This window comes from Actinoallomurus iriomotensis (assembly GCF_030269445.1).
GTDB lineage: Bacteria > Actinomycetota > Actinomycetes > Streptosporangiales > Streptosporangiaceae > Actinoallomurus > Actinoallomurus iriomotensis.
Genome location: NZ_BSTJ01000006.1, coordinates 467,074 through 490,842, shown reverse-complemented (window position 1 = coordinate 490,842; position 23,769 = coordinate 467,074). Strand labels below are relative to the sequence as shown.

At 70.8% G+C, this 23,769-nt stretch carries 21 protein-coding genes; 8 read left to right on the top strand and 13 right to left on the bottom strand.

From position 1 onward, the window contains the following. Nucleotides 1-87 precede the first annotated feature (87 nt). Nucleotides 88-1,353, bottom strand: coding sequence for a glycoside hydrolase family 3 protein (locus tag QSK37_RS26120; protein ID WP_285625897.1), 1,266 nt, complete (start codon nt 1,351-1,353; stop codon nt 88-90). Nucleotides 1,354-1,891: 538 nt separating this feature from the next. Here QSK37_RS26120 and QSK37_RS51805 point away from each other — a divergent pair. Next, nucleotides 1,892-2,386 carry a dienelactone hydrolase family protein gene (locus QSK37_RS51805; protein WP_432705598.1) on the top strand — a complete coding sequence of 165 codons (495 nt, stop codon included), beginning with the start codon at nt 1,892-1,894 and terminating at the stop codon, nt 2,384-2,386. Nucleotides 2,387-2,478: 92 nt separating this feature from the next. Here QSK37_RS51805 and ptsP read toward each other — a convergent pair whose 3' ends face one another. From ptsP to QSK37_RS26100, 3 genes are read right to left on the bottom strand one after another with little or no spacing between them, the layout of a single operon-like run. Then, complete coding sequence (gene ptsP, locus QSK37_RS26110; RefSeq protein ID WP_285625891.1) at nt 2,479-4,146, bottom strand: phosphoenolpyruvate--protein phosphotransferase; 1,668 nt, start codon at nt 4,144-4,146, stop codon at nt 2,479-2,481. Next, nucleotides 4,139-4,402, bottom strand: a complete 264-nt coding sequence (locus tag QSK37_RS26105; RefSeq protein ID WP_285579071.1) for an HPr family phosphocarrier protein — start codon at nt 4,400-4,402, stop codon at nt 4,139-4,141. The genes ptsP and QSK37_RS26105 overlap by 8 nt, the downstream gene beginning before the upstream one ends. A gap of 34 nt (nt 4,403-4,436) precedes the next feature. Further along, the gene (locus QSK37_RS26100) at nt 4,437-5,465 is read right to left on the bottom strand and encodes an SIS domain-containing protein (RefSeq protein WP_432705605.1); all 1,029 of its coding nucleotides are present in this window, start codon (nt 5,463-5,465) and stop codon (nt 4,437-4,439) included. 196 nt (nt 5,466-5,661) lie between these two features. Between QSK37_RS26100 and QSK37_RS26095 the strand changes: the two genes are divergently transcribed. Together QSK37_RS26095 and QSK37_RS26090 are read left to right on the top strand one after the other, a co-directional pair. Continuing rightward, the gene (locus QSK37_RS26095; protein ID WP_285579074.1) at nt 5,662-6,417 is read left to right on the top strand and encodes a GntR family transcriptional regulator; all 756 of its coding nucleotides are present in this window, start codon (nt 5,662-5,664) and stop codon (nt 6,415-6,417) included. Between the two features lie 95 nt (nt 6,418-6,512). After that, entirely contained in the window at nt 6,513-6,989 is a 477-nt protein-coding gene (locus QSK37_RS26090) for an Rv3235 family protein (RefSeq protein WP_285625887.1), read from the top strand. A 75-nt stretch (nt 6,990-7,064) separates the two neighbouring features. Here the strand turns inward: QSK37_RS26090 and QSK37_RS26085 are convergent, their stop codons facing one another. From QSK37_RS26085 to secA, 4 genes are all read right to left on the bottom strand, one after another. Continuing rightward, the gene (locus QSK37_RS26085; protein WP_285625885.1) at nt 7,065-8,087 is read right to left on the bottom strand and encodes a CU044_5270 family protein; all 1,023 of its coding nucleotides are present in this window, start codon (nt 8,085-8,087) and stop codon (nt 7,065-7,067) included. Then, nucleotides 8,084-8,686, bottom strand: a complete 603-nt coding sequence (locus QSK37_RS26080; protein WP_285625882.1) for an RNA polymerase sigma factor — start codon at nt 8,684-8,686, stop codon at nt 8,084-8,086. Before QSK37_RS26080 ends, QSK37_RS26085 begins: the two co-directional genes overlap by 4 nt. 86 nt (nt 8,687-8,772) lie before the next feature. Beyond that, the gene (locus QSK37_RS26075) at nt 8,773-9,390 is read right to left on the bottom strand and encodes a TMEM175 family protein (RefSeq protein ID WP_285625880.1); all 618 of its coding nucleotides are present in this window, start codon (nt 9,388-9,390) and stop codon (nt 8,773-8,775) included. A 69-nt stretch (nt 9,391-9,459) separates the two neighbouring features. Next, a complete protein-coding gene (gene secA, locus QSK37_RS26070; protein WP_285625877.1) occupies nt 9,460-12,264 on the bottom strand; it encodes a preprotein translocase subunit SecA in 2,805 nt (934 codons plus the stop codon). Between the two features lie 259 nt (nt 12,265-12,523). Between secA and QSK37_RS26065 the strand changes: the two genes are divergently transcribed. Further along, the gene (locus tag QSK37_RS26065; protein ID WP_285625875.1) at nt 12,524-12,832 is read left to right on the top strand and encodes an HGxxPAAW family protein; all 309 of its coding nucleotides are present in this window, start codon (nt 12,524-12,526) and stop codon (nt 12,830-12,832) included. 44 nt (nt 12,833-12,876) lie between these two features. Then, on the top strand, nt 12,877-14,085 hold the full coding sequence (locus QSK37_RS26060) for a winged helix-turn-helix domain-containing protein (protein ID WP_285625872.1): 1,209 nt from the start codon (nt 12,877-12,879) through the stop codon (nt 14,083-14,085). 23 nt (nt 14,086-14,108) lie between these two features. On the opposite strand, the gene QSK37_RS26055 is transcribed toward QSK37_RS26060, so the two are convergent. Beyond that, complete coding sequence (locus QSK37_RS26055; protein WP_285625869.1) at nt 14,109-14,819, bottom strand: TetR/AcrR family transcriptional regulator; 711 nt, start codon at nt 14,817-14,819, stop codon at nt 14,109-14,111. A gap of 84 nt (nt 14,820-14,903) precedes the next feature. On the opposite strand from QSK37_RS26055, the gene QSK37_RS26050 reads away from it, so the two are divergent. Both QSK37_RS26050 and QSK37_RS26045 read left to right on the top strand, forming a co-directional pair. Continuing rightward, on the top strand, nt 14,904-16,292 hold the full coding sequence (locus tag QSK37_RS26050; protein WP_285625865.1) for an MFS transporter: 1,389 nt from the start codon (nt 14,904-14,906) through the stop codon (nt 16,290-16,292). After that, complete coding sequence (locus QSK37_RS26045) at nt 16,289-16,621, top strand: nuclear transport factor 2 family protein (protein WP_285625862.1); 333 nt, start codon at nt 16,289-16,291, stop codon at nt 16,619-16,621. The genes QSK37_RS26050 and QSK37_RS26045 overlap by 4 nt, the downstream gene beginning before the upstream one ends. A 47-nt stretch (nt 16,622-16,668) precedes the next feature. On the opposite strand, the gene QSK37_RS26040 is transcribed toward QSK37_RS26045, so the two are convergent. Both QSK37_RS26040 and hpf read right to left on the bottom strand, forming a co-directional pair. Further along, on the bottom strand, nt 16,669-17,370 hold the full coding sequence (locus tag QSK37_RS26040; RefSeq protein ID WP_285625859.1) for a response regulator: 702 nt from the start codon (nt 17,368-17,370) through the stop codon (nt 16,669-16,671). A gap of 149 nt (nt 17,371-17,519) precedes the next feature. Beyond that, nucleotides 17,520-18,182, bottom strand: coding sequence for a ribosome hibernation-promoting factor, HPF/YfiA family (hpf, locus tag QSK37_RS26035; RefSeq protein ID WP_285625855.1), 663 nt, complete (start codon nt 18,180-18,182; stop codon nt 17,520-17,522). Nucleotides 18,183-18,953: 771 nt separating this feature from the next. Here hpf and QSK37_RS51495 point away from each other — a divergent pair. Beyond that, the gene (locus QSK37_RS51495) at nt 18,954-20,276 is read left to right on the top strand and encodes a ComF family protein (RefSeq protein ID WP_349497989.1); all 1,323 of its coding nucleotides are present in this window, start codon (nt 18,954-18,956) and stop codon (nt 20,274-20,276) included. Nucleotides 20,277-20,398: 122 nt separating this feature from the next. On the opposite strand, the gene QSK37_RS26025 is transcribed toward QSK37_RS51495, so the two are convergent. Together QSK37_RS26025 and mtrB are read right to left on the bottom strand one after the other, a co-directional pair. Continuing rightward, nucleotides 20,399-22,141: an LpqB family beta-propeller domain-containing protein gene (locus tag QSK37_RS26025; RefSeq protein ID WP_285625853.1), complete on the bottom strand. Its 1,743-nt coding sequence runs from the start codon at nt 22,139-22,141 to the stop codon at nt 20,399-20,401. Beyond that, nucleotides 22,138-23,766: an MtrAB system histidine kinase MtrB gene (mtrB, locus tag QSK37_RS26020; protein WP_432705597.1), complete on the bottom strand. Its 1,629-nt coding sequence runs from the start codon at nt 23,764-23,766 to the stop codon at nt 22,138-22,140. Before mtrB ends, QSK37_RS26025 begins: the two co-directional genes overlap by 4 nt. Between the last annotated feature and the right edge of the window lie 3 nt (nt 23,767-23,769).

The following is a 23,769-nucleotide window of genomic DNA, read 5'->3' as shown; positions in this document are numbered from 1 at the left end:
GATGCGCGAAAGAAAATGACTGGCCCTGGCCAGCGAGCTGAAACTTAGTCACGCGCAGGGAGGAACGTCAACGGCCAAGATTGGACATCAGCCGCCAGAACGGACGTCGGCCGCCACCTTGCGGGCCGCCTCCCGATGCTCCTTCGATCCGATGACGTGCGATGCCTTCGCCGCGTCGACGTACGGCGAGCGGAACATCCCTCGCTCGTACTTCATGTGAAGGATGTGGGTGACCGCGTCGTCGAGGCGGCTCTGGGAGATCCGGCCCGACTTCACGGCCGCGAGCACCGCGTTGTAGGCGCGGCCGAGGTTCCGCGGCATGAGCAGCATGTCCGCGCCGGCCACGACCGCGCGTACCGCCGCCTCCTCCGGCCCGAACTTGATCGTCGCGCCGGCCATCTGGAGGGAGTCGGTGATGATCACGCCCCGGTAGCCGAGCGTGCCCCGGAGCAGCCCGCCCAGCACGGTCTTGGACATCGTGGCCGGGAGCCGCGACTTGTCCAGACCCGGCACGACGATGTGCGCGGTCATGATGACGTCGGCGTCGTGCTCGACCGCGGCCTTGAACGGCGGCGCGTCGACGCGCTCCCACGTCGCCCTGCTGTGGTCGATGATCGGCAGGCCGGTGTGGCTGTCGGTGGCGGTGTCGCCGTGCCCGGGGAAGTGCTTGGCCACGACCGCCACGCCGGTCGCGCGGTACGCGTCGATGGCCACGCCGACGAAATGGGCGACCTTCTCCGGGTCCGCGCCGAACGACCGTACGCCGATCACCGGGTTGTTGGGGTTGATGTTGACGTCGGCGTCGGGGGCGTTGTCCTGGTTGATGCCGACCGCGCGCAGCTCCTCGCCGGTGACCCGGGCGGCGGTGCGGACGTTGTCGTCCGGATGCCTCCCGGACGCGAGCGACTTGTTCGCGGGGAAGCGGGTGATGTAGGGCAGCCGCGAGACGGGCCCCTGCTCCTCGTCGGTGCTGATGACGAGCGGCACGCCGCCGTGCTTCATCGCGGCCTTCTGCAGGCCGTTGGACAGCTCCGCGGTCTGGCGCGGGGTGCGCAGGTTGACCGGGAAGTAGATCACCCCGCCGAGGTGGTAGCGCTCGACCAGCGCGGCGGCCTGGGCGGGCGTGGAGCCGGGGATGGTCGGCATGAACAGCTGCCCGACCTTCTCGCGCACGCTCATCTTCTTGACGAGGGCGACCTCCGGGGCGACCGGCGTCGGCGACGCCGAGGCCCGCGTGGGCGTGGTGTGGGAGGGACCGGTGGCCGACCGCGCACCGGACTCATGGCACGCCGAAACGGCCATCGCCCCAGCGGCGAGAGCGGTCACGAACCTCCACCCGAACGTCCGTCGCACCCGCATGACGCTAATGAGTCCCACGGAGGAGAGCAAACCCCGCACGCCGACCGGCCATGACTCACCTGGGTAAAGACGGGACCGGAAGGGGGCGAGGCCGAGGGAGGCACCGCCGCGGCGCCCCGGCCGCGGCCATGGTCGCCGCGTCCACGCGGTGCCCAGACACCTGATGACCTCCCAAGGGGCCGGCGTGGCCGGCCCTGGTCGACGCGGACGGCATGTTGAGACCGGCCTCGGCCGCGTCTGATTCGATATGTTCGTGCGCGAGACACTGGAGTGGATCGAACGTCCGGTAACTCACGGCGGGGTCGTCGAGCGATCGTTTCGGCTTGGCCGACCGGCGGGCGCGGTTCCAGGCGTACTGTGGCTCCCATCTTCTCCCGGCTCCACGCCTCCCCTGGTCTTGCTGGGACACGGAGGCAGCGGGCACAAGCGAAGCGAGCGGATCCTCGACCGGGCCCGATGGTTCGCATCCCACGCCGGCATCGCAGCGCTGGCGATCGACGGGCCGTACCACGGAGACCGAGTTCCCGCCCCGATGACCGTCGCGGAGTATCAGCGACGGATCGCGGCAGAGGGGATCGAGGTCGTCCTCGACCGAATGACGGACGAATGGCGCGCGACCGTGGACGCCCTTGGGGCTCTGGACCTCGTGGACACCTCCCGCCTCGGATATCTGGGAATGTCCATGGGGGCACGGTTCGGTCTTCCCCTCGCGGCCGCGATGGGCGACGAACTCCGTTGTGTGGTCCTCGGGAAGTTCGGTCTTCAGCAGGTAGCGGCCATGTATGAGGGCATGGCCGTGCCGGCACGCGTCGCGAGGGACGCCCGGCGGGTCACCGCCCCCGCCCTCTTCCACATCCAGTGGCACGACGAGGTCTTTCCCAGGGACGGGCAGCTGGCCCTGTTCGACCTGCTGGGATCACCCGACAAACAACTGGCCGGCTACGCCGGCACGCACAGCGAGACAAAGCCCACGGCCATCGCCAGGTGGCGCCATTTCATCTCGCACCACCTGACCGCCCGCGACTGAACGACGCCACTCCTCGAAAGCACCACCTGACCAGCAACACCCGACTTCGCCGGAACCCTGCCCCGGTGGGCGGGGCGTCTCCGGCTCGGAGGCTACAGGCCCAGGGCGGTCAGGCCGGGGAGGGCCTCGCGTGCGGCTTGGCGGGCCTCATCGGCGTTGTGGGCGGTGCGGGCGGCGGTGGCGGCGTGGCGGCACTGGTCGAGTGTGTGGGCCGCGAGCGCGGCGCGTACGGCGCGCAGGGCGGGTGGGCTCATCGACAGGGAGGTGACGCCGAGCCCGGTCAGCACGCAGGCCAGCGCCGGGTCGCCGGCCGCCTCGCCGCAGACGCCGCAGGGCTTGCCGCCGGCGCCCTCCGCGGTGAGCGCGACCAGGTCGAGCAGTGCCGGCTGCCAGGGGTCCTGGAGCCGGCTGAGGGCGCCCAGCTGCCGGTCGGCCGCGAAGGCGTACTGGGCGAGGTCGTTGGTGCCGATGCTGAAGAAGGCGGCCTCGGCGGCCAGGTCACGGGCCCTCAGCGCCGCGGCGGGAATCTCGATCATGACGCCCGCGCGCGTGATGCCGGCCGTCCGGCACGTCTCGGTGAACTCCCGTGCCTCCGCCGCGTCCGCCACCATCGGCGCCATCACCAGCAGCTCCACCGGCAGCCCGCGGGCGGCGCGGGCGAGGGCGGCGAGCTGGCCCGCGAGCACCTCGGGGTGCCGCCGCAGCATGCGCAGACCGCGCTCGCCGAGGGCCGGGTTGGGCTCCTCCCCCGTCGCCGGCAGGAAGCCGAGAGGCTTGTCGGCGCCCGCGTCGAGGGTGCGGACCGCCACGTACGGGAAGGCCTCAAGGACCGCGCGGTAGGCGGCCTCCTGCTCGTCCTCGCCGGGCGGCGTCGTACGGTCCAGGAACAGGAACTCGGTGCGGAACAGGCCGACGCCCTCCGCGCCGTGTTCGAGCGCCGCCGCGACGTCCTGCGGGCCGCCCACGTTGGCCAGCAGCGGCACGGCGTGCCCGTCGGCGGTCGTGCCGGGGCCGGTCGCCGCGAGCGCCGCCGAACGCGCCCCGGCGACCGCGCGGGCACGGGCGACCTCCTCGGCGGACGGATCGGGGCGTACGTCGCCGGAACCGCCGTCGACGAGCACGACGGTGCCCTCGGCGAGCGCGGTGCACCCCGGGCAGGCGACCACGGCCGGCACGCCCATCGAGCGTGCCAGGATCGCGGTGTGGCTGGTCGGGCCGCCCTCCTCGGTGACGAAGGCGACCACCTTCGCGGGGTCGAGGAGCGCGGTGTCGGCGGGCGCCAGGTCGCGGGCGACCAGCACGAACGGCTCGTCGGAGTCCGGCACGCCCGGCATCGGCAGCCCGCGCAGCACGGCGACGGTGCGGTCGCGGATGTCGTCGAGGTCGGCGACGCGCGCGGCCATGTAGTCGCCCGCGCCGGCCAGCATGTCGCGGAACACCCCGAACGCCTCGTACACCGCGCGCGGCGCCGAGCCGCCGTCGGCGATCTTCTGTCCGGCCAGCTCGGCCAGGCCCGGGTCGCGGGCCATCATCGCCTGCGCGGCCAGGACGTCGCGCGCCTCGCCGCCGGCCCGGTCGCCGCGCTTCTCGAGGTCGGCGGCGACCTCTTCGAGGGCCGCGAGGGCGCGTGCCGTCTCGGCGGCGGCGTCACCTCCGTGGCGTTCGCCCGCAGGGGGTTCGGGGACCGCGCCCGCGATCGTGCGCACCGGTCCGGCGCCGGCGCCGGGGCTGACGCCGAGACCGCTCAGGCGGTCAGGCACCGTTCGCGGTCACCGTCGCGACGAGCTCGTCGAGGGCGGCGTCGGCGCCGTCTCCCTCGGCGCTGATCACGATCTCCTCGCCATGGCGGACGTCGAGCCCGATCACCAGCAGGATGCTCTTGGCGTTGACCGGATCGGCGTCCGGCCGGCCCACGCTCACATCCATCGGCGCCTTCGTCGCGGCCTGGACGAACAGCGCGGCGGGGCGGGCGTGCAGCCCCGCCTCGGTCTGCACCGTGACACGGCGCTCGGCCATCACACAGTCTCCCTTGTCGAAGCGGACCCCATCATCAATCCGTCTGCGTCACCTTGCCGAGGCCGCGCGGCATGTCGGGGTCGATCCCGAGGCGTCGGGCCAGCCGTTCGGTGATCAGCTGACCCGGCACGATCAGAGCAAGTGGCGCGACCCACTCCGGCAGGTCCGGACCGGGAAGCGCCAGCGTGGACGCATCGGCCAGCATACGGCCGCCTCCGATGCCGTACGCCTTCGCGCCCGCAGCGGTGACCCGCCGGGCCAGCGCGACCGTGCCCGGAAGCGTCGGCCCGGAGTCGGCGGCGACCAGGAGCGCCGGGGTGTCGTCGTCGACGACGGCGATCGGCCCGTGCAGCAGGTCGGCGTACGACAGGCCCATCGCGTGGAGGTAGCACGCCTCCTTCAGCTTGATCGCGAACTCCAGCGCCGTGCCGTACGCGATGCCCCGGCCGGACACGACCGCGCCGGGCACGCCCGCGAGCTCCTCCACGATCTCGGGCAGCGCGTCGGCGGCCTCGGTCGCGGCGATCAGCCGGTCGACCTCCTCGGGCGCGCGGCGCAGGTCGGTGAGGTCAACCTCGGCGCCCAGGCCGATGCCGAGCACGGCGAGGGCGGCGAGCTGGGTGGTGTAGGTCTTGGTCGCGGGCACGGCGATCTCGTCGCCGGCCCGGGTGACGAGCGCGAGCTCGGCGGCCTCGGCGAGCGGTGAACCCTCGCCGTTGGTGACCGCGACGGTGCGCGCGCCGCAGCCGGCGGCCCAGTCGAGGGTCTCGACGATCTCCTCGGTGCGACCCGACTGGCTGATCGCCACCGCGAGCACGCCGGACAGGTCGATCTTCTTCTTGTACGTCGTCGCGATCGAGGGCGAGGCGAGGGTGGCGAGCCGGCCCGCGTGCGTCTGGGCCAGGTAGCTTCCGTAGACCGCCGCGTTGTCGGACGAACCGCGCGCGATGAACAGCACCTGGCGGGTCTCCCGGCCCAGGACGCCGACCTCGGCCACGCGGGGCAACAGCGCGTCGAGCGTCGCGTTCAGCGCGGTGGCCTGCTCACCGATCTCGGTGCGCATGCGCGAAGTCTCAGGCATGGGATCTCCTTGGCTGCCGTTGGATCCGCGGCTCCGCGTGTCGGTCGACGCGTGATCGCGTCGTTACGGCTTCGTAGTCCTGACCTGCATTGACACGCTGACTGGGCGTGTGGTCTAGTCCGGACTAGACCAGTATGAACCATACTTCACTCCCCGACATCGCGGCCAGAGGTACCCCATGGGCAAGATCGATCCGTCCAGCCCCGTACCCAAGTACTTCCAGCTCCGGGAGATCCTCCTCGACCTGATCGAGGACGCCGAACTGCCGGTGGACGCGCCCATTCCGTCCGAGCGGGAGCTGTGCCAGCGGTACCGGCTGTCACGAATGACGGTACGGCAGGCCGTCGACCACCTCGTTACCGAGGGCCGGCTGTACCGCGTGCCGGGCAAGGGCACGTTCGTCGCCCGGCCCAAGATCGAGATGCCGCTGCGGCTCGTGTCCTTCACCGAGGACATGCGGGCCCGGGGCCTCGAACCGGGCGCCCGCGACCTCGACCGCCGTACGACGCCGGCCAACGCCCACCTGGCGCGGGTGTTCGACGTGCCGCCGGGCACCGGGGTGCACGTCGTCGAACGCCTGCGCACCGCGGACGGCGAGCCGATGGCCGTCGAGCGTTCGCACATCCCGCTGACCGTCGCGCCGGGGCTGCCCGACACCCCGCTGAGCGACGCGTCGCTGTACGACGTGCTGGAGACGCGCTTCGGGATCGTGTTCGACGCCGGGGAGCAGACCATCGAGGCCGGCATCGCCGACACGGCCGACGCTCGGCTGCTCGACCTCGCCCGCGGCAGCGCGGTGCTGCTGCTCCAGCGGCGGTCGTTCATGAACGGCACCTGCGTCGAACTCGCCGTCTCCACCTACCGCGCCGACCGCTACCAGCTGCACAGCGCGCTGGAGATCCCCCGCCGGAGCCGGGCCGCGACCAGGCAGTGACCTGTCCGTATCCGGCCACGATGTATCTCCGTGTCCGCTGAGACCTCTCTGTGTGTCGCCGCCGTCCGGCGGCCGCACATTACGGAGGTCGCATCATGCGCAGACGAACGCCCGTACGCTCCCCGATCCGGCTCGTCCCGTACGGAGGGTGCGAGCCGCCCGCGATCGCGGTGCACGGGTCACTCGCTCTCGCCCTGGACTCCGGTCCGCCGCACGGGCGCCCGCCCCGGCCGGTCCTCGGCGTCGTACGCGACGGCCCGCCCGACGTGCGGGCGGAGGCACGACTGATCGCCCGGCTCGTCGTGGAGGTGCTGGCCGGAGTCCGGCCCTACCACCACCTGGCCGGACGTACGACACCGCGCCTGTTCGAGCGGCTGGGGTCGCTGTCCGCACGCCTGCCCGGACGGGCCGCGCCCCGGCTGGGCACCGTACGGGTCTGTGCGCCCGAGCCGGGAGTCGCCGAGGTCGCGGCGGTGGCCGTGATCGGCGCACGGGTGCAGGCGCTCGCGCTGCGGCTGGAGTACGACCGCCGCTGGCGCTGCGCCGCGATCGAGACGACCGTCCCGGCATGAATGACCGCCCGGGGAACCGCTCGCGGGTTCCCCGGGCGGGGACGGCCGTCGTACGAGGTCGGGCGTGAAGTCGGCTCAGTCTCGCGTGCCGGGCTGGTCGACCACGCGCATGCCCTGGTCGGCGGAGTCGTTGAGCACCTGTCCCGCGTGGGCGGTGAGCTTCTTGCGTGCGTACTGGTCCTTGAGCGCGACGGACCGCCAGCCCCGGTACTGGTACGTCTTCGGATCGAGGATGATCTCGAAGCGCGTCGTGTCCTGGTCACGGACGACCGCGACGCCCGAGCGCCCGGCGAGATCCTTCACCCCGGGCACGATCCGTACTCCGGAGATCATTGCGAGCGCGCGGTAGATGGCGGCGTTGGTCTTCGCCGGGATGAGCTTGTCGTCGTCGAGGATCTCCTGGATCCGATAGAACGTGGCGTCATCGTCGTCGGCGGCCTGGGTGTCGTGCCGGATCTTCTTGAGCAGCGCGGCGGGGTCCGTCGGCAGCTTGGCCACGTAGTCGTACAGCCCGCGCGGGGACCTCCTCCAGACGCCGGCGCCCCAGGCGAAGCCTCCGTTGACGCCGGGAATGACGTGGCCGGGAGGGATCTTCTCCCCGGGGCGCAGGATGGCCGTCATCGTGATCTTCGAACCGTTGACGGACTCGGCGACCCTCCTGCCGTCGAACCGCCACCACTGCTCGACCTTGACCTTGCCCCGCAGCGTGCCGATCGTGTTGCCGGGCGCGATGGCCCAGTTGCGCAGCTCGGGCGCGTACACCCACTGATCCGCCCGCGGCTTCGGGACCGTCCGCTGCTCGATCGTCTGGGCGGCCAGTTCAAGGCTGGGCACGGGTCCGGTGTTCGGCTTGCCCACCGGCGCGGATCCCACGGCCTGGGTCACCACCACGGCAGCCGCGGCACCGGCCGCGATCACCCCCACGGCACCGAGCCGCCAGCCGAGACGCCGGTGAAAGGGACGGGCTTCGAACGCGGGGGTGCCGGGCGACTCCATCTCGGCGCGCAGGCGGGCCCACGCGCGGGCCTTCGCCGCGGAATCGGCCGGAACGTCCGCCGGACGGGCCTCCCGGACGAGCACGATCTCCTTGTCGATCATCGGTTCTCCTCCTGAAGACGCGTGGGGTCGGCGTTTCCGAACGCGCGGCGGATCTTCTTGCGGATCCGGTGCAGCCGGGACCGTACGGTGCCCATCGGAACGCGCAGCGCCTCGGCGGCCTCCTCGTACGTCAGGTCCGCCCAGGCGATCAGGAGCAGCAGGTCACGGTCGGCGGCCGACAGGCTCTTCAGCGCCGACGCGATGCGGGGGCCGAGGAGTTCGGCGGTCACCCGTGCGTCGCTGCCGTCGGCGAACGACCCGCTCACGCCCTCGGCGGGGGTGCGGGCGAGCAACTGGGCACGGCGTTTCTCGACCCGGCGGTGCTGGCCGATGAGGTTGGTCGCGATGCCGTACAGCCAGGGCCGGGCGTCCGGCCGGGTCAGGTCGTACTTTCCACGGTTGCGAAAGGCGACCGTGAAGGTCTCGGCACCGACGTCCTCGGCCGCCTCGGCACCGAGCCGTGCCGCGACATAGCGGTGGATCTCGTCCCAGTGCCGGTGGAAGACATCGGCGAACCTCTCCGGATCGGTGAGCGACGCGCCGATGCTCTCGCTGTCGCTCACCTCACCGGTGTCCGGATGCGGGTATGTATCGATCATCACCAACCGGTTCTCCTTGTCCGCGCCGTGCGCGTCGGTTCATCCGGTACTTGGTGCGATCGGACGTGGCGGTTCCCTGTTTTTTCCTAGGCCGCGGCGACCGCGTGCCGCCGGCGCCAGGCCCACTCGACAGGGCCGGACAGCAGCAACAGGAGCAGGGCCCAGTAGCCGACCCCCGGCACGGTCAACGCGACGACCAGGGCGAGGAGCAGGAGAACGGCCGCGGTGACGGCGCCGAGGACGAAGTCGCCCGGCAGGGGGGCGTCCTCCGTGGCCACTTCGGGGTCGATCCGGATGATGAGGTACATCGCGGCCTGCAGGCCGGTGGCGACGAAGACCGTGCCGATGTAGAGGCCGGTCGTGAACCGGCTGTTGTCGAACACGCCCACCATCTCGGTGGGGAACGGCAACACGACGATGGCCAGCAGCCAGGCGCTGTTGCAGAGCACCAACGGCGTCGAGTACGCCCGCACGTGCTGGAACGCCTTGTGATGCGACAGCCAGAGTCTGATGATCACCGCGAAGCTGAGGAGAAAGGTCCAGATCTCCGGCTGGTGCCCGGTGATCACCTCGGTGGCGGGGCGGTGTTCTCTGGCGACCTCGGGAACGACGTCCACGAGCGGGAGCACGAGCAGCGTGACGGCGATCGCCACGACGGCATCGGTGAACAGGATCAGCCGGTTCGGTTCTTTTGTTGCGGCCACCGCCATAACCTAGCGGCTCCACGCGAACGGCCCCGGACGAATCGTCCGGGGCCGTTCGGTCGTTCCGCGTCAGCCGTTGCGGCGGTCTCCGTGGCAGCGCTTGAACTTCTTGCCCGAGCCGCACGGGCACGGGTCGTTGCGGGAGACGTCCGCGTAGACGTCGTCCACCTCTTCGGTGTGGGTCTCGACGCCGCCCTCACCGTCGACCGTCGGAGCGCTGTAGCTCAGGCTCTGCGGCCGGCCGCCCTCTTCGAGGCCCTTGGCGACGATCTCCGGGGTGTCGTCCTCCTCCGTCTCGGCGAGCTCGACCGGAGCCTCGCCGACACCGGCCACGGCGGCCTGCTGCTCCTCATCGGCGATCTCCACCTCGAGGTTGAACAGGTAGCCGACCGACTCTTCCTTGATGCCCTCGAGCATCGAGGTGAACATGTCGTAGCCCTCGCGCTGGTACTCGACCAGCGGGTCGCGCTGGGCCATCGCCCGCAGGCCGATGCCCTCCTGGAGGTAGTCCATCTCGTACAGGTGCTCGCGCCACTTGCGGTCGAGCACCGAGAGGACGACGCGCCGCTCCAGCTCGCGCAGGACCTCGCCGCCGAGCTCCTCCTCGCGCTTGGCGTACGCCTCCTGGGCGTCCTCGGTGATCTTCTCGGTGAGCAGCTCGGCGGTCAGGCCGGCCTGGCCGCCCGCCTCCTCGACCAGGTCGTCGGAGCTGATCGAGATCGGGTAGAGCTGCTTGAACGCCTTCCAGAGCTTGTCGAGGTCCCACTCCTCCGGGAAGCCCTCGGCGGTGGCCGCCGTGACGTAGCCCGCGACGACCTCGTCGATCATGTGGACGATCTGGTCGTGCAGGTCGGCGCCCTCGAGGACCTTGTGACGCTCGGCGTAGATCACCTTGCGCTGGCGGTTGAGGACCTCGTCGTACTTGAGGACGTTCTTGCGGATCTCGAAGTTCTGCTGCTCCACCTGGTGCTGGGCGGACCGGATGGCGTTCGAGACGATCTTCGACTCGATCGGCACGTCGTCCGGGATGTTGAGGCGGGTCATGATCGCCTCGACACGGGCGGAGTTGAACAGCCGCATCAGGTCGTCCTCGAGCGAGAGGTAGAACCGCGACTCGCCCGGGTCTCCCTGCCGGCCGGAACGGCCGCGCAGCTGGTTGTCGATGCGCCGCGACTCGTGGCGTTCGGTGGCGAGGACGTAGAGGCCGCCGAGGTCGGTGACCTCCTCGTGCTCCTCCTTGACCGCCTGCTTGGCCTTCTCGATCGCCTCCGGCCAGGCCTTCTCGTACTCCTCCGGGGTCTCCAGCGGGGACAGGCCCTGCGCGTGGAGCGCCTGGTCGGCGATGTGGTCGGGGTTGCCGCCGAGGGTGATGTCGGTGCCGCGACCGGCCATGTTGGTGGCGACCGTGACGGCGCCCTTACGGCCCGCCTCGGCGACGATCAGGGCTTCCTTCTCGTGGTACTTCGCGTTGAGCACCTCGTGCGGGACGCCACGGCGCTTGAGCATCCGCGAGAGCTTCTCCGACTTTTCCACCGAGGTGGTGCCGACCAGGACCGGCTGGCCCTTGTCGTGCTTCTCCTTGATGTCCTCGACCACGGCCTCGAACTTGGCCTGCTCGGTCTTGTAGACGACGTCGGGGACGTCCTTGCGGATCATCGGCTTGTTGGTGGGGATCGGGATGACCCCGAGCTTGTAGATCTTGTTGAACTCGGCCGCCTCGGTCTGGGCGGTACCGGTCATGCCGCCGAGCTTGTCATAGAGGCGGAAGAAGTTCTGCAGCGTGATCGTGGCGAGCGTCTGGTTCTCGTCCTTGATCGCCACGCCTTCCTTGGCCTCGATGGCCTGGTGCATGCCCTCGTTGTAACGACGGCCGTGCAGGATGCGCCCGGTGAACTCGTCGACGATCAGGACCTCGCCCGCGTTGACGATGTAGTCCTTGTCCTTCTTGTACAGCTCCTTGGCCTTCAGCGCGTTGTTCAGGAAGCTGACCAGCGGCGTGTTGACCGAGTCGTACAGGTTGTCGATGCCGAGCCAGTCCTCGACCTTCTCGACGCCGGACTCCAGGATGCCGACGGTGCGCTTCTTCTCGTCGACCTGGTAGTCGCCGTCCTCGCCCTCGGGCCCGTCGGTGGCGCGCTTGAGCCGCGGCACGATCTTGGCGAACTCGACGTACCACCGGGAGTTCTGCTCCGCGGGGCCGGAGATGATCAGCGGCGTACGGGCCTCGTCGATGAGGATGGAGTCGACCTCGTCCACGATCGCGAAGTTGTGGCCGCGCTGGACGCACTCGTCGAGGCTCCAGGCCATGTTGTCGCGCAGGTAGTCGAAGCCGAACTCGTTGTTGGTGCCGTACGTGATGTCGGCGGCGTACGCCTTGCGGCGGTCCTCCGGCGTCATGTCGGCCAGGATCACGCCGACCTCGAGGCCCAGGAACTGGTGGACCCGGCCCATCCACTCCGCGTCGCGCTTGGCCAGGTAGTCGTTGACCGTGACCACGTGCACGCCCTCGCCCGCGAGGGCGTTGAGGTACGCCGGGAGCACACAGGTCAGAGTCTTGCCCTCACCGGTGCGCATCTCCGCTATGTTGCCCATGTGCAACGCGGCGCCGCCCATGACCTGCACGTCGAAGTGGCGCTGGCCCAACGTGCGCTTGGCCGCCTCGCGAGCGGTGGCGAACGCCTCGGGAAGCAGATCGTCGAGGCTCTCGCCGTCGGCGAGGCGCTCCTTGTAGGTGTCGGTGAGCGCGCGCAACTCCGCGTCGCTCATGTCGACGAAGTCTTCCTCGATGGAGTTGACCTGGTCGGCGATCCGCTTGAGCTTACGCAGAACTTTGCCTTCGCCGGCGCGAAGGATCTTGTCGATGACTACTGGCACTCTCGGGAGCTCCTCGCAGCGTTCGTGGTATCGCCGGGGGTCGTGTCGGAGGCGCGCGTACACGACCCGTACGGTGTCATCGTAGGCGAGTCCAACCGTACAGCGGGACAACCGTCACTATCACGAGACCGGTGATGCCCGCGACCGGGTCAGGGTTCGCCATGTTCGTGCCAAGTGATCGTGTAAAAAAACTGGGAGCGGCGGGCGCGTGACCGGTCGTCCGCACCGAATGAAGCGCGCAACCCGCAGGGAGGGATGAATGGCCCACAATTCACACGCCGGCCGTGCCAGCTCATGGCTGGCGGTCATCGTGATCTGGATCGGATTCGGCGTGGGTGGCGTCGCGCTGGTGCCGCACCCGAAGTGGTGGCTGTTCTGGGTCGGCGTCGGACTCGTCGTGGTCGGCGGTCTGATCGCCGCGGCGGTGCACATCTTCGACGACGTCATCATGGACGGCCCTCGTCAGGCGCCCGAAGAACGGCACCCGTCCGAGCGCGCGGGCGTCCGCGGCGAGCTGAGCGGGCCGGAAACGGCCAGCGACCCGGCGACGACCCGGCCGCACGGCTGATCTCGCTCCCGTTTTCCGTCGGTGATGGTCCGTAACATCGGGCCATGCCTCCCGTAGAGCTCACCCCCGAGCAGGCACGCCGGATTCAACTTCGCGCCCAGGGTTTCCTCGGGCGTGTCGTCACTCCCCATCAGGGCGGTGGCCTGCGCGGCGACCCCGGCGCCCGGCGTGCCCTCGGTGCGCTCCGTCATCTCGGGGCGGTGCAACTCGACACCATCTCGGTCCTGGCGCGCTCCCACGAGCTGGTCGCCTACGCGCGTCTGGGCGCCGTCGGCCGTTCCAGCGTCGAGCGCGCCTACTGGAACGGCACGGCCGCCTTCGAATACTGGTCGCACGCCGCCTGCGTGCTGCCGATCGGCGACTGGCCGCTGTACGCCTTCCGGCGCCGTGACTACCAGCGCAGGGGCCGGCACTGGCACCGCACGCCCGAGGAGGCGTGCAAGGAGGTGCTGGCCCGCCTCCACGCCGACGGCCCGCTGACGGCGACGGGGCTCGGCGGGGCGAAGAAGGGCGGCGAGTGGTTCGACCGCACGGACCACAAGATCGCCGCGGAGTACCTCCTGGCGACCGGCGAGGTGGTCTGCACCCGGCGGGTCGGCTGGCGCCGGGTGTACGACCTGGCGGAGCGGGCGATCCCGGCGGAGCTGCGTGAGCAGGACCTGTCGGACGAGGAGTGCGTCACCACGCTGGTCGCCCGCGCGGGCCGCGCCCTGGGCGTCGCGACGCGAGCGGACCTCGCCGACTACGTCCGGGTCCGGGGCGACCAGGTCGACGCGGTGATCGAGGCGACCGGCCTGGTGCCGGTGGAGGTGCGCGGCTGGAGCACCGCCTGGGCCCATCCTGAGGGCCTGGACGAGACGCCCCGCGGCCGGCACCGTACGACGCTGCTGTCCCCGTTCGACTCGCTGGTGTGGGACCGCAAGCGCACCCAGCGGATGTTCGCCTTCGACCACCGCCTGGAGGCGTACGTCCCGAAGGCGAAGCGCGTGCACGGCTACTTCACGATGCCCGTGTTGGCCGGCGGACACCTGATCGGCCGCGTCGACCCGGCGCGCGAGGGCACGACGCTGATCGCCCGCAAGGCGTCCCTGGAGCCGGCGGCGGCGAACACCCCGGCCAAGGCCGAACGCGCGGTCGCGCACCTGGCCGAGGCGCTGCGCGAGGCGGCGGAATGGGTGGGCTGCGACGCGGTCCGCGTCGAACGCATCGATCCGCCGGCCCTCGCCGCGCCGCTGGCCGCCGCCCTCGATTAGGACGGCTCCGCGACCGGCGCCGGTCAGGCGTTGAGGCCGAGGGAGGCGATGAGGTCGTGCATCTCGTCGCGGTAGACGGCGCCCGGGTCATGGATGAGCCCGCTCAGGTGGCCATAGATCTCCAGGGCCACCAGGCCGTGCATCCGGCCCCACACGCGCAGGGTCAGCGCCACCGCGGCCGGCGGCAGGCCGGGGAAGTCCTCTCGTACGTGGGCGGCCAGGCCCGCGTCGAAGCCGGCCCAGTCATAGTCCCGGCCCTCCGGCTGGAGGGTACGAGCCGTCGGCCATGCCTCGGCGACGAGGCCGATGAGACCGGAGCAGGCGCGTAGCTCGGCCTCCCGGCCGGGGCCGTCGCCGGGCGGCCGGTAGCCGGGCACCGGATCGCCGTAGATCAGCCGGAACCCTTCGGGATTGGCCAGCGCCCACTCGCGCATGGCCTGTGCCCAGGCCAGGACCCGCCCGCCCGTGTCGCTGTCCGGCACGGCGTCCCGCGCCGACTCCGCGGCCTCCACGGCCGCCGTGTAGACGTCGCCGACCAGCGCCGTGATCAGGTCGTCGCGGGTCGGGAAGTAGCTGTAGATCGCACCGGCCGTCATGCCCATCTCGCGGGCGATGGCGCGCAGCGAGATCGCGTCGGGGCCGCCGTCACCCATGAGCTTGAGCGCGATCGCCTTGATCTCCGCGCTGGTCTGCGCGCGCAGCCGCTCGCGACGGCTCATGGTCTGCTCGCTCACAGTTGACAGGCTACAGCGTTTGACTACTGTACGGCGTGCTGACTTTGAACGGCGTGTAGTAAATCAACGGCATGTAGGTGACGCATGGAACGGAACCGGCTACGCCTTGGGCTGCTGGCGTTGACGCAGCTCATCGTGGCTCTCGACTACAACATCGTGTATGTGGCGCTGCCCGGCATCGAGCACGCGCTGGGCTTCAGCCCGTCCTCCGTGCAGTGGGTGGTCAGCGCGTACTCCGTCGGACTCGGCGGGCTGATGCTGTTCGGCGGACGTGCCGTGGACCGACTCGGTCCACGCCGGATGTTCGTCACCGGACTGGCGCTGTACGGCGTCGCCTCCCTGGCGGGAGGCCTGGCCTCCGGCCCCGGGCCGCTGATCGCCGCCCGTGCGGTCCAGGGTGCGGGCGGAGCCCTGCTGACTCCCGCGACGCTCACGCTCATCTACCGGGGGTTCACCGAGGGCCCCGCGCGCAACCGCGCGCTGGGCGCCTGGGGCATGGCGGGCAGCGCCGGACTGGCCACCGGTTCCCTGCTCGGCGGGGTGCTGACCAACTACCTGGGCTGGGAATGGGTGTTCTTCGTCAACGTGCCCCTGGTGCTGGGCTGTGTCCTGGCCGCGCCGCGGCTGCTGCCCGCCGACCCGGACCGTACGCCCGGCGGGTTCGACGTGCCGGGCGCGGTCCTGGCCACCGTGGGCTCGGCGCTGCTGGTGTTCGGCCTGGCCAGCGGCCCGGACGCCGGATGGCGATCGCCCCGCGGCGCCGGATCGCTGGCCGCGGGCGCGATCCTGCTCGCGCTGCTGCTGGTGGTGGAGGCCCGCACCCGCGACCCACTCATCCCGCTACGGCTCGCGCGGGGCCGCTCCCTCGCCACCACCATGGTCGTGATCGGCCTGTTCCAGGGAACGCTCGGCGGCGGCTACTACATCCTCACCTCCTACCTCCAGCCCGTCCTCGGTTACAGCTCGCTGAAGGCGGGACTCACGTTCCTGCCGCTCACGCTGATCTGCATGCTCGCCGCGCTGAAGGTCACCCCGCCCCTGCTCGGCCGCTGGGGGATCCGCACCACACTCGTCGTCTCGATGGCCGGGACCGGCGCCGGCATCGCCGTCCTGGTCGCCGGCACGACGGCGGACGGCGGCTTCTGGACCCTGCTGCCCGGCAGCGTCGTCTGGGGCCTGTTCGGCGGCGTCGCCTTCGTCGCACTGTTCGCCTCCGCCGGATCCGGCATCGCACCCCACCAGCAGGGCGTCGCGTCCGGCCTGGCCAGCACCGCCAAGGAACTCGGCGGCGCGCTGGGCCTGGCCGTCTTCGTCGCGCTCGCCACCGGCTCAACCCATCTGCTGCACGGCCTGCACGTCGCCGGATGGACGGCCGCGGCCGTCACCGCCGCCGGCGGCCTGACCGCACTCGCCCTCGCCCGCCCCACACCCGACGCAGAACCGTCCCGCCCCCTCGAAGGAGCCCAGAAGTGAGCACCACCGACCTGATCAGCAAGTACCTCGACATCTGGAACGAACGAGACGCCACGGCCCGCGAGGCGCTGATGGAGTCCGTCCTCACCCAGGACTCGGTCTACATCGACCCCGACTACGCCGGCGTGCGCGGACACGCGGAACTCTCGGCGACCATCGGCCGGGCTCAGCAGAACTTCGGCGACCTGCGGTTCGCCCTGGGGACGGTGATCGGAGCCCACCACGACCGGGCGCTCTTCACGTGGCGGCTGGGCACGGTCGCCACCGGCTACGACATCGTCGAGTTCGCCGGGGACCGCATCCGCAGCGTCGTCGGCTTCTTCACGTGAACCCTGGGACGACTCCGTCCGCGCTCCTCATGCTCCCGTCGAGCCGCTCAGCTGATTTCGAGCAGTTTCTCCCGTACCGCGTACACGACGGCTTCCATCCGGGAATGGAGCTGGAGTTTTTCCAGAATGTTCCGAATGTGGTTCTTGACGGTGTTCTCCGAAATGAACAGCTCTTTGGCGATCTCGCGGTTGCCGAGCCCCCGCGCGACCAGGCGCAGGACCTCCATCTCGCGGTCGGTCAGCTTCGGCGCGGGCACCTGCTGCTGGCGCTCGTCACCGCGCTTGGCCATGGCCGCGAACTCGGTGATCAGCTTGGAGGCCATCGACGGGCTGATGAACGACTGACCGTCGTGCACCGCGCGCACGACGTCGGCGACCTCGTCGATCGAGACGTCCTTCAGCAGGTAGCCGGTGGCGCCCGCCTTGATCGCCTCGAAGAGGTCCTCCTCCTCGTCACTGATGGTCAGCATCACGATCTTGACGCTGGGCACCTGGTCCTTGATGGCCGTGCACGCCTCGATGCCGCCGCGGCGCGGCATCCGGATGTCCATGAGCACGACGTCCGGAACGAGGTCGCTCACCTGCTCGACGGCCTCCTGACCGTCGCCGCACTGACCGACGACCTCGACGCCGTCCTCGTCGTCGAGGACCATCTCGAGACCGCGGCGGAACAGGGCGTGATCGTCGACGATGAGGACGCGGATGGGGTCACCGGCCGCGGGGTCACGACTCTGCGGAGTCTCGCTCAACTCCTCCTCCAAACGGTGCGCCGGCCCATGGGGATCGTGGGCGTAATCGCGGGGGTGAGACTTATATGACCGTGTGGTCCCAGGCGGTTCCTCGCCGGAACCGCCTGGGACCAGATTGGTCGAGGTGGTGGCGCCGCGCAAGCGCGGCGTCACTCCTCGATAAGACGGATCACTCCATAATCCCAGCCCCGTCGCCGGTAAACGACACTCGGACGGCCGCTCTCCTTGTCACGGAAGAGATAGAAATCGTGGCCGACCAGTTCCATCTCGAATAGTGCCTGGTCAATGGTCATCGGATCCGCTTTGTGCGCCTTTTCGCGCAGAACGACCGGACCGTCGCCTTCCATCGCGATCGGCACGATGCCCTCGGGTTCGGGCGGGGCGTACGCGTCGCGCGCCTCCTCCTCCGCCGACGTACGTACGGGCTCCTCGGCCTGCGACGTGACCGAGAGCGCCTCGGGCTCGGGTGCGAGCGCGTCCGCGAGCCGGGCGCGGCCGTGGCCGCCGTGGTGGACCTTGCGGCGGTCGCACGAGCGACGCAGGCGGTTCTCCAGCTTGCCGAGGGCCATGTCGAGGGCGGCGTAGCGATCGTCCGCCGCGGCCTCGGCCCTGATCACAGGGCCGCGGGAGACGATGGTGAGCTCGATCCGCTCACGGGTGTCGGCCTGGCGGGGGTTGTGTTCTTCGGAGACCTCCACGTCGACCCGGATGACCTTGGGATCCAGCTTCTCGACCTTGCCGAGCTTGGTGTCCACATGCCGACGGAAGCGATCGTTGACGTCCGTGTGGCGCCCCTTCACGATGATGTCCATGGGGGACCCCCTCCTCCCGGTCTTCAAGAGCACCCGGCACGGGGCAGCCGGGCTCGATGCTCTCTGTCCTCACACTGTCTTCACATCTTGGCCACCGTGACGTAGAGGAAACACCCGCCCGGCCGACCTGGTCTTCGTCCCCACATCCGCCTGCTGAGGGTCTCGCAGCGCTCTCGCCACTACTCCCCTTCTCCCGGTCCGGAGGACATCTGATCCCCCGGCGGGGCAGGACTTACCTCTAAGCCGCACCGTGATCGGTCGACGAGAAGTCGCCTTACGTGGGCCGTTTAGCCTGCGGCTGGCATCGGCTTGCCGGGCCGGTTGAGACTCGGCGCAACCACGGACCCGGGCGGGTGTCATGTCAGGAACGCTAACCCCTTACGCCATGAATGTCAGGTGGGGATCCCCAGAAAAACCACGGATAGTCATCGCCACCCCGAGTTTCGGCCCGGCCGGCGGGTCGCGTCAGGCCTGGCGGAGGGGCGAAACGGCCACCCGGCGCGCCTCCGCCACCACCTGCGCGAGGCCTTGAGACGGCCGGTTCCGATCTCGCTCGACGCGAACACCCGGTCGCCCGGCGTGTGCGCCGCCGCGTACGGCGGACAGGCGATAACCCGCTACCGCCGGTAGCCGCAGGGGCGAGATGGCGCCACGCCCGGCTTCGGCGTGTCGTCGCACCTCGTGGGCCTTGTTCTTTCGCGGGCGCGAAGTTATCCACAGGGTGTGGACGGGGCTGGCATGTCGTGAGGGGAGGGGGCAGGGTCGGGTGACATGAAGCTTCTCGCCGCGTTCCTCGATCTGATCCTTCCCCAGCCGTGCGCGGGCTGCGGCGGCCCCGGCGGGCTCGTGTGCCGGGCCTGCGAAGACCATCTCGCCGGCCCCGCCCGGCTGTGCCTGCCGAGCCCCGTCCCCGAGGGGCTGCCGCCCCCGTTCGCCGTCGCGCCGTACGCGGGCCCGGTCCGCCGTCTGATCATCGCGCACAAGGAACGCGGCTTGTCCGGCCTGGCGCGGCCTCTGGGGGCCGCTCTCGCCCGCGCCGCCACGAGGGCCGCCGCCCCAGGCGAGCCGCTTCTGCTCGTCCCTGTGCCCTCCTCAAGGGCGTCGGTACGCCGTCGAGGCCACGACCCGACCCTGCGCATCGCCCAGGAGGCCGCGAAGCATGCCTCGAGGCTGACGGCAGGACAGGCAACGGGACGGACGACATACGAGACGGAGCCCCACCCCACCGCCCGAACGAGCGACGTCTCCACCGGAGCGCGGGATGCCCGCGACACCGACCCGGCACGGAACCCCCGGCCTGCTGATCCGCGGAAGGCCCGCCCCACCGGTCCAGTGGGGAAGGCCCGTCCCACCGGTCCTGGATGGGAGACCGATCCCGCAGCCCCGATGCGGGACGCCCACCCCGCCGACCCGGCATGGGACGCCCGCCTCGGCGATGCCACGTCGGACGGCCGCCCTACCAATCCGGCATGGGACGCCCACCCCGCCGACCCAACTTGGGACGCCCGCCTCGGCGATGCCACGTGGGACGCCCGCCCTACCAATCCGGCACGGGACGCCCACCCCGCCGACCCAACTTGGGACGCCCGCCTTGGCGATCCAGCATGGGACGGCGGCTCTGGCGATCCGGCGTGGAAGGCCCGTCTTCCAGCGCCGGACGCCCGCCCTGGCGATCCGGCGTGGAACGCCTACCCCGTCGATCCAGATTGGGAGGCCCGCCTTGGCGATCCAGCATGGGACGCCCGCCCTACCGATCCGGCGTGGGGGGTCGACCCCGCCGAGCTGACGCGGGGCGCCCGCTTTGGTGGTGGGGTGGGAATCGTGTGCGTGCGGGCGCTACGGCATCGGCGTCGCGTGGCGGATCAGGCCGGTCTGTCCGCCATGGACCGCGCCCTGAACCTCACCGGAGCCATGGAGTCCCGCCTGGACCTGGGGGGCCGGCGAGTGATCGTCGTGGACGACGTGATCACCACGGGCGCGACCCTCGCCGAAGCGGCCCGAGCCTTACGCGCGGCGGGTGCCGACGTACGAGCGAGCGCCGTCATCGCGGCCACGCAACGGCACTCGGGACAGGAGGGAGATCAGCGACGGTAGGCCAACCGGTCAGCAGCGACGCGCAGGCCGGCCGAAGCAGACCCCACCGCCTCAGCGGCCAAGCGCGTCAGCGCCTCAGCGCCTCAGCGCGTACGGCCCACCATCTCAGCGGGGTCGGCGGGTCAGCCCGGGTACGCCGGGGCCGACGTGCGGTCGTAGCACTTCCACTCGCCGTACTTGTCGCTGAGCCAGCACACGTTGTCCAACGGCTGGGGGCTCGACACATGCTGTGCGACGAGCAGTGGGGCACCCGGGTAGGCGGCCACGGCCTTCATGTCGCCGCCCGGGCCCACCATCGGCTGGATGGTGCCGCCGCCGACCGGCACGTCGTAGAGCAGGGGCGACGGGTTGCTGTCCGTCGCGCCGATGACCGCCAGGTGGTCGGCGTCGCGCCAGGTCAGGTCGAGGGCGGCGGACAGGTCCGAGTTGATCGCGATGAAGCCCTCCGCCTGCAGGCCGCCCGTCGGGGCCCGGTCCACGCGGCCGAGCTGCACCTGGGAGACCTGGCCCATCTGGACGATCGCGGCGGCTCGGGTGCCGTCTCGGGAGATGCGCAGGGCGCGGACCGGGTACGGCGCGAGGGTCCAGCCGTCGACGGCGATCTTCGTCGTGCCGCTGGTGATCTCCCACAGGCGGGATCCGTGGGAGTTCGACTCGACCGCCCAGACGTTCCCGCGCGAGTCCCACGACGGCTTGCAGAACCGGCCGCCCGCCAGCTTGGCGTGCAGGACGACCCGGGTCGCGCCCGTCGTCATGTCGGTCACCGTCACCGTGTCGCCGGACTTGCTCACGGCGGCGACCTGCCGCGCGTCGTAGGAGATCGCCGGCTGGGACACTCGGAGCTTGGGCAGCAGCACCTGCGGTACTGAGGAGTCGAGCCTGGCCAGCCGGCCGTCGGCGGTGCGCACCCAGCCGCGCGGCGCGTCGCCCTGGCCGTCCGGGTTGTAGCCGCTCCAGACGCTCGCCGACTGCACCGTGCCGCCGACGCCGGGGACCTGCACCGGTTTGCCCTCGATCTCCAGTTTCAGCTGGTCGACCTCCCGGAGCTGCCGCAGCGTCCACATCAGCTGGATCGACATGTTGCGCAGGTCGCCCGAGCGCGCCTGGCGGCTCAGATCGACCGTCGCGACGCCGCCGGAGATGTCCAGCCGCCGCAGCTGGGTGCCGCCGGGGAAATCGGTGCGGACGCCGGCGCCCCGCAGCCACGTCGTCGGGCCGCCGAGCAGCTGTTTCACGAGCTGCTGCGACAGCCACGTCCGGTTGACCATCGGGATGAAAACGGGGTTCGGCACCAGTGCCTTGACCTGCGGGTCCGGTGAGAAGAAGTACAGGTCGAGCGTGCGGAAGGCGCGGTTCACGTCGTTGCGGCTCAGCAGGAGCTCCTGCGGCAGCCAGCTGATCCGCCACTGTTTCTGCGCGTCCTGCCGGAGCTGGTACGTCGCCTTGAAACGGTGGGAGTCGGCGATGTACTGCCCGTCCGAGCCGATCCTGCCGAGCTGGTCGACCTCGACGGTCACCGACGCGTGCGCGCCGCCGATCTGGACCGACGTCTGTTCCATCCGGTCGTAGACCACGGTGGAGATGCCGGGCTGCCAGCATCCGCCGCAGGCCAGATACTCGCGGGCCACCTTGTGGTCGCCGTTCGGGCCGTCGAAGCTGCCCGACGCGGCCTGGAAGGCGGTAATGATCTTGCCCGGGTCCCAGTCGCGGCCGGGGCCGACGGGGATGACGCGGACGTACGGGTCGTCGATCGGCTGCTGGTGGTTCGTGATCCGGCCGCCGATCACCTGGCTTCCCGAAGGAACGCTCGCGCATCCCGCGACCGCGCACAGCACGACCGTCACCAGCGCGAGCCCCCGCCTCATGCGTCCGCTTCCAGCTTGAGCTCGGCGTACGGGGCGCGGCGGAGTTCGACCTCCGGGGGTACGAGGGGCAGCGGCGAGCCGCGCAGCTCGGCGCCCGCCACCCGCGGCAGCGACAGGCGGAACTGGCATCCCTGGTCGGGCTCGCCCCACGCCTGGAGCCAGCCGCCGTGCAGGCGGGCGTCCTCCTTGGAGATCGACAGGCCGAGGCCCGTGCCGCCGGTGGTGCGGGCGCGGGCGGGGTCGGCGCGCCAGAAGCGGTCGAAGACCATGTGGGCCTCGCCCGGCCGCAGGCCGCATCCGTGGTCGCGGACCGCGATGGCCACGGCGTCGCGGTCGGCCGCCACGCTCACCACGATGTCCTTGCCCTCACCGTGCTCGACCGCGTTGACCAGCAGGTTGCGCAGGATGCGCTCGACGCGGCGGCGGTCGACCTCGGCCATGGTCGCCTCGCCCGGCAGCTGCTGGACGATCTTGCTGCCCTTGCGTTCGGCGAGGTCCTCGGTGTCGCCGACGGCGCGCAGGACCAGTTCGCGTACGTCGATCGACTCGGCGTCCAGGGTGGCGGCGCCCGCGTCGTACCGGCTGATCTCCAGCAGGTCGGCGAGCAGGCCCTCGAAGCGTTCGAGCTGGCTCTGCAGGAGCTCGGCCGACCGCGACGTCAGCGGGTCGAAGTCCTCGCGGGCCTCGTACAGCACGTCGGCGGCGATCCGGATCGTCGTGAGCGGCGTGCGCAGCTCGTGGGAGACGTCCGAGACGAACTGGCGCTGGACCTTCGACAGCTCCTCGAGCTGGACGATCTTCTCCTGGAGGTTCGCCGCCATGTCGTTGAACGAGGTCGCGAGCCGCGCGAGGTCGTCCTCGCCGCGGACCTTCATGCGTTCTTCGAGCCGCCCGGCGGCGAGGCGTTCGGCCGACTGGGCGGCGAGCCGTACGGGGATGACGACCTGGCGGGTCACCAGGGAGGCGATCGCGGCGAGCAGCAGCATCAGGGCCGCGCCGACGCCGAACAGCGTGCGCTGCACGACCACGAGGCTCTGCCGCTCCTGGGTCAGCGGGAACAGGTAGTAGATCTGGTAGGCGTTGACCTTGGCGCCGACGATCAGGCCGGCCGTCGAGGTGCCGTCGTCGTAGCTCAGCCGGCCGTACGTGCGGTACGGGTTGCTGGCGGGCGCCCGCTCCACCTGGAGCCGCAGGCGGGCGGGCACGCTGTCGGGCTTGATGGCGTTGCTGGAGAAGCCGTTGATGCCCGGGTCGCGGTCGTCGATGAGGATGACCTCGTACAGGCCCGCCGTGCCGCTGCGGCGGGCCAGTGTGGTGACCACGTCGTTGAGCGTCTCCGGGTCGCTCGGACCGGTGGCGAGCCGCCCCTGGGCGATGCCGACGCCGTCGTCGAGCTGGAGCAGCGCGGCGCGTTCCTTGGCCTCCAGCAGAGCGTTGGTGATCTGCTGCATGAGGAACACCCCGAGCACCGCCACGACGATGGCCGACACGACCAGCGTCGTGGTGACCACCCGCACGCGGATCGAGCGCCGCCAGCGCGCCTGCGTCGCGCCCAGCGCGGCTCGGGCGAGACGGCGGATCACACTCAGGCCGCGGCGGGTCGACGCCTTCAGGGGGATCCGCACGGC

Excerpts from the sequence above, each read along its gene's own strand:
- QSK37_RS51805 (WP_432705598.1), top strand. The coding sequence starts at position 1,892 with ATGACCGTCGCGGAGTATCAGCGACGGATCGCGGCAGAGGGGATCGAG.
- QSK37_RS26105 (WP_285579071.1), bottom strand. The coding sequence starts at position 4,402 with ATGGCCGAGCGCCGTGTCACGGTGCAGACCGAGGCGGGGCTGCACGCC.
- QSK37_RS26100 (WP_432705605.1), bottom strand. The coding sequence starts at position 5,465 with ATGCGCACCGAGATCGGTGAGCAGGCCACCGCGCTGAACGCGACGCTC.
- QSK37_RS26095 (WP_285579074.1), top strand. The coding sequence starts at position 5,662 with ATGGGCAAGATCGATCCGTCCAGCCCCGTACCCAAGTACTTCCAGCTC.
- QSK37_RS26090 (WP_285625887.1), top strand. The coding sequence starts at position 6,513 with ATGCGCAGACGAACGCCCGTACGCTCCCCGATCCGGCTCGTCCCGTAC.
- QSK37_RS26085 (WP_285625885.1), bottom strand. The coding sequence starts at position 8,087 with ATGATCGACAAGGAGATCGTGCTCGTCCGGGAGGCCCGTCCGGCGGAC.
- QSK37_RS26080 (WP_285625882.1), bottom strand. The coding sequence starts at position 8,686 with ATGATCGATACATACCCGCATCCGGACACCGGTGAGGTGAGCGACAGC.
- QSK37_RS26065 (WP_285625875.1), top strand. The coding sequence starts at position 12,524 with ATGGCCCACAATTCACACGCCGGCCGTGCCAGCTCATGGCTGGCGGTC.
- QSK37_RS26060 (WP_285625872.1), top strand. The coding sequence starts at position 12,877 with ATGCCTCCCGTAGAGCTCACCCCCGAGCAGGCACGCCGGATTCAACTT.
- QSK37_RS26050 (WP_285625865.1), top strand. The coding sequence starts at position 14,904 with ATGGAACGGAACCGGCTACGCCTTGGGCTGCTGGCGTTGACGCAGCTC.
- hpf (WP_285625855.1), bottom strand. The coding sequence starts at position 18,182 with ATGGACATCATCGTGAAGGGGCGCCACACGGACGTCAACGATCGCTTC.
- QSK37_RS51495 (WP_349497989.1), top strand. The coding sequence starts at position 18,954 with ATGAAGCTTCTCGCCGCGTTCCTCGATCTGATCCTTCCCCAGCCGTGC.
- QSK37_RS26025 (WP_285625853.1), bottom strand. The coding sequence starts at position 22,141 with ATGAGGCGGGGGCTCGCGCTGGTGACGGTCGTGCTGTGCGCGGTCGCG.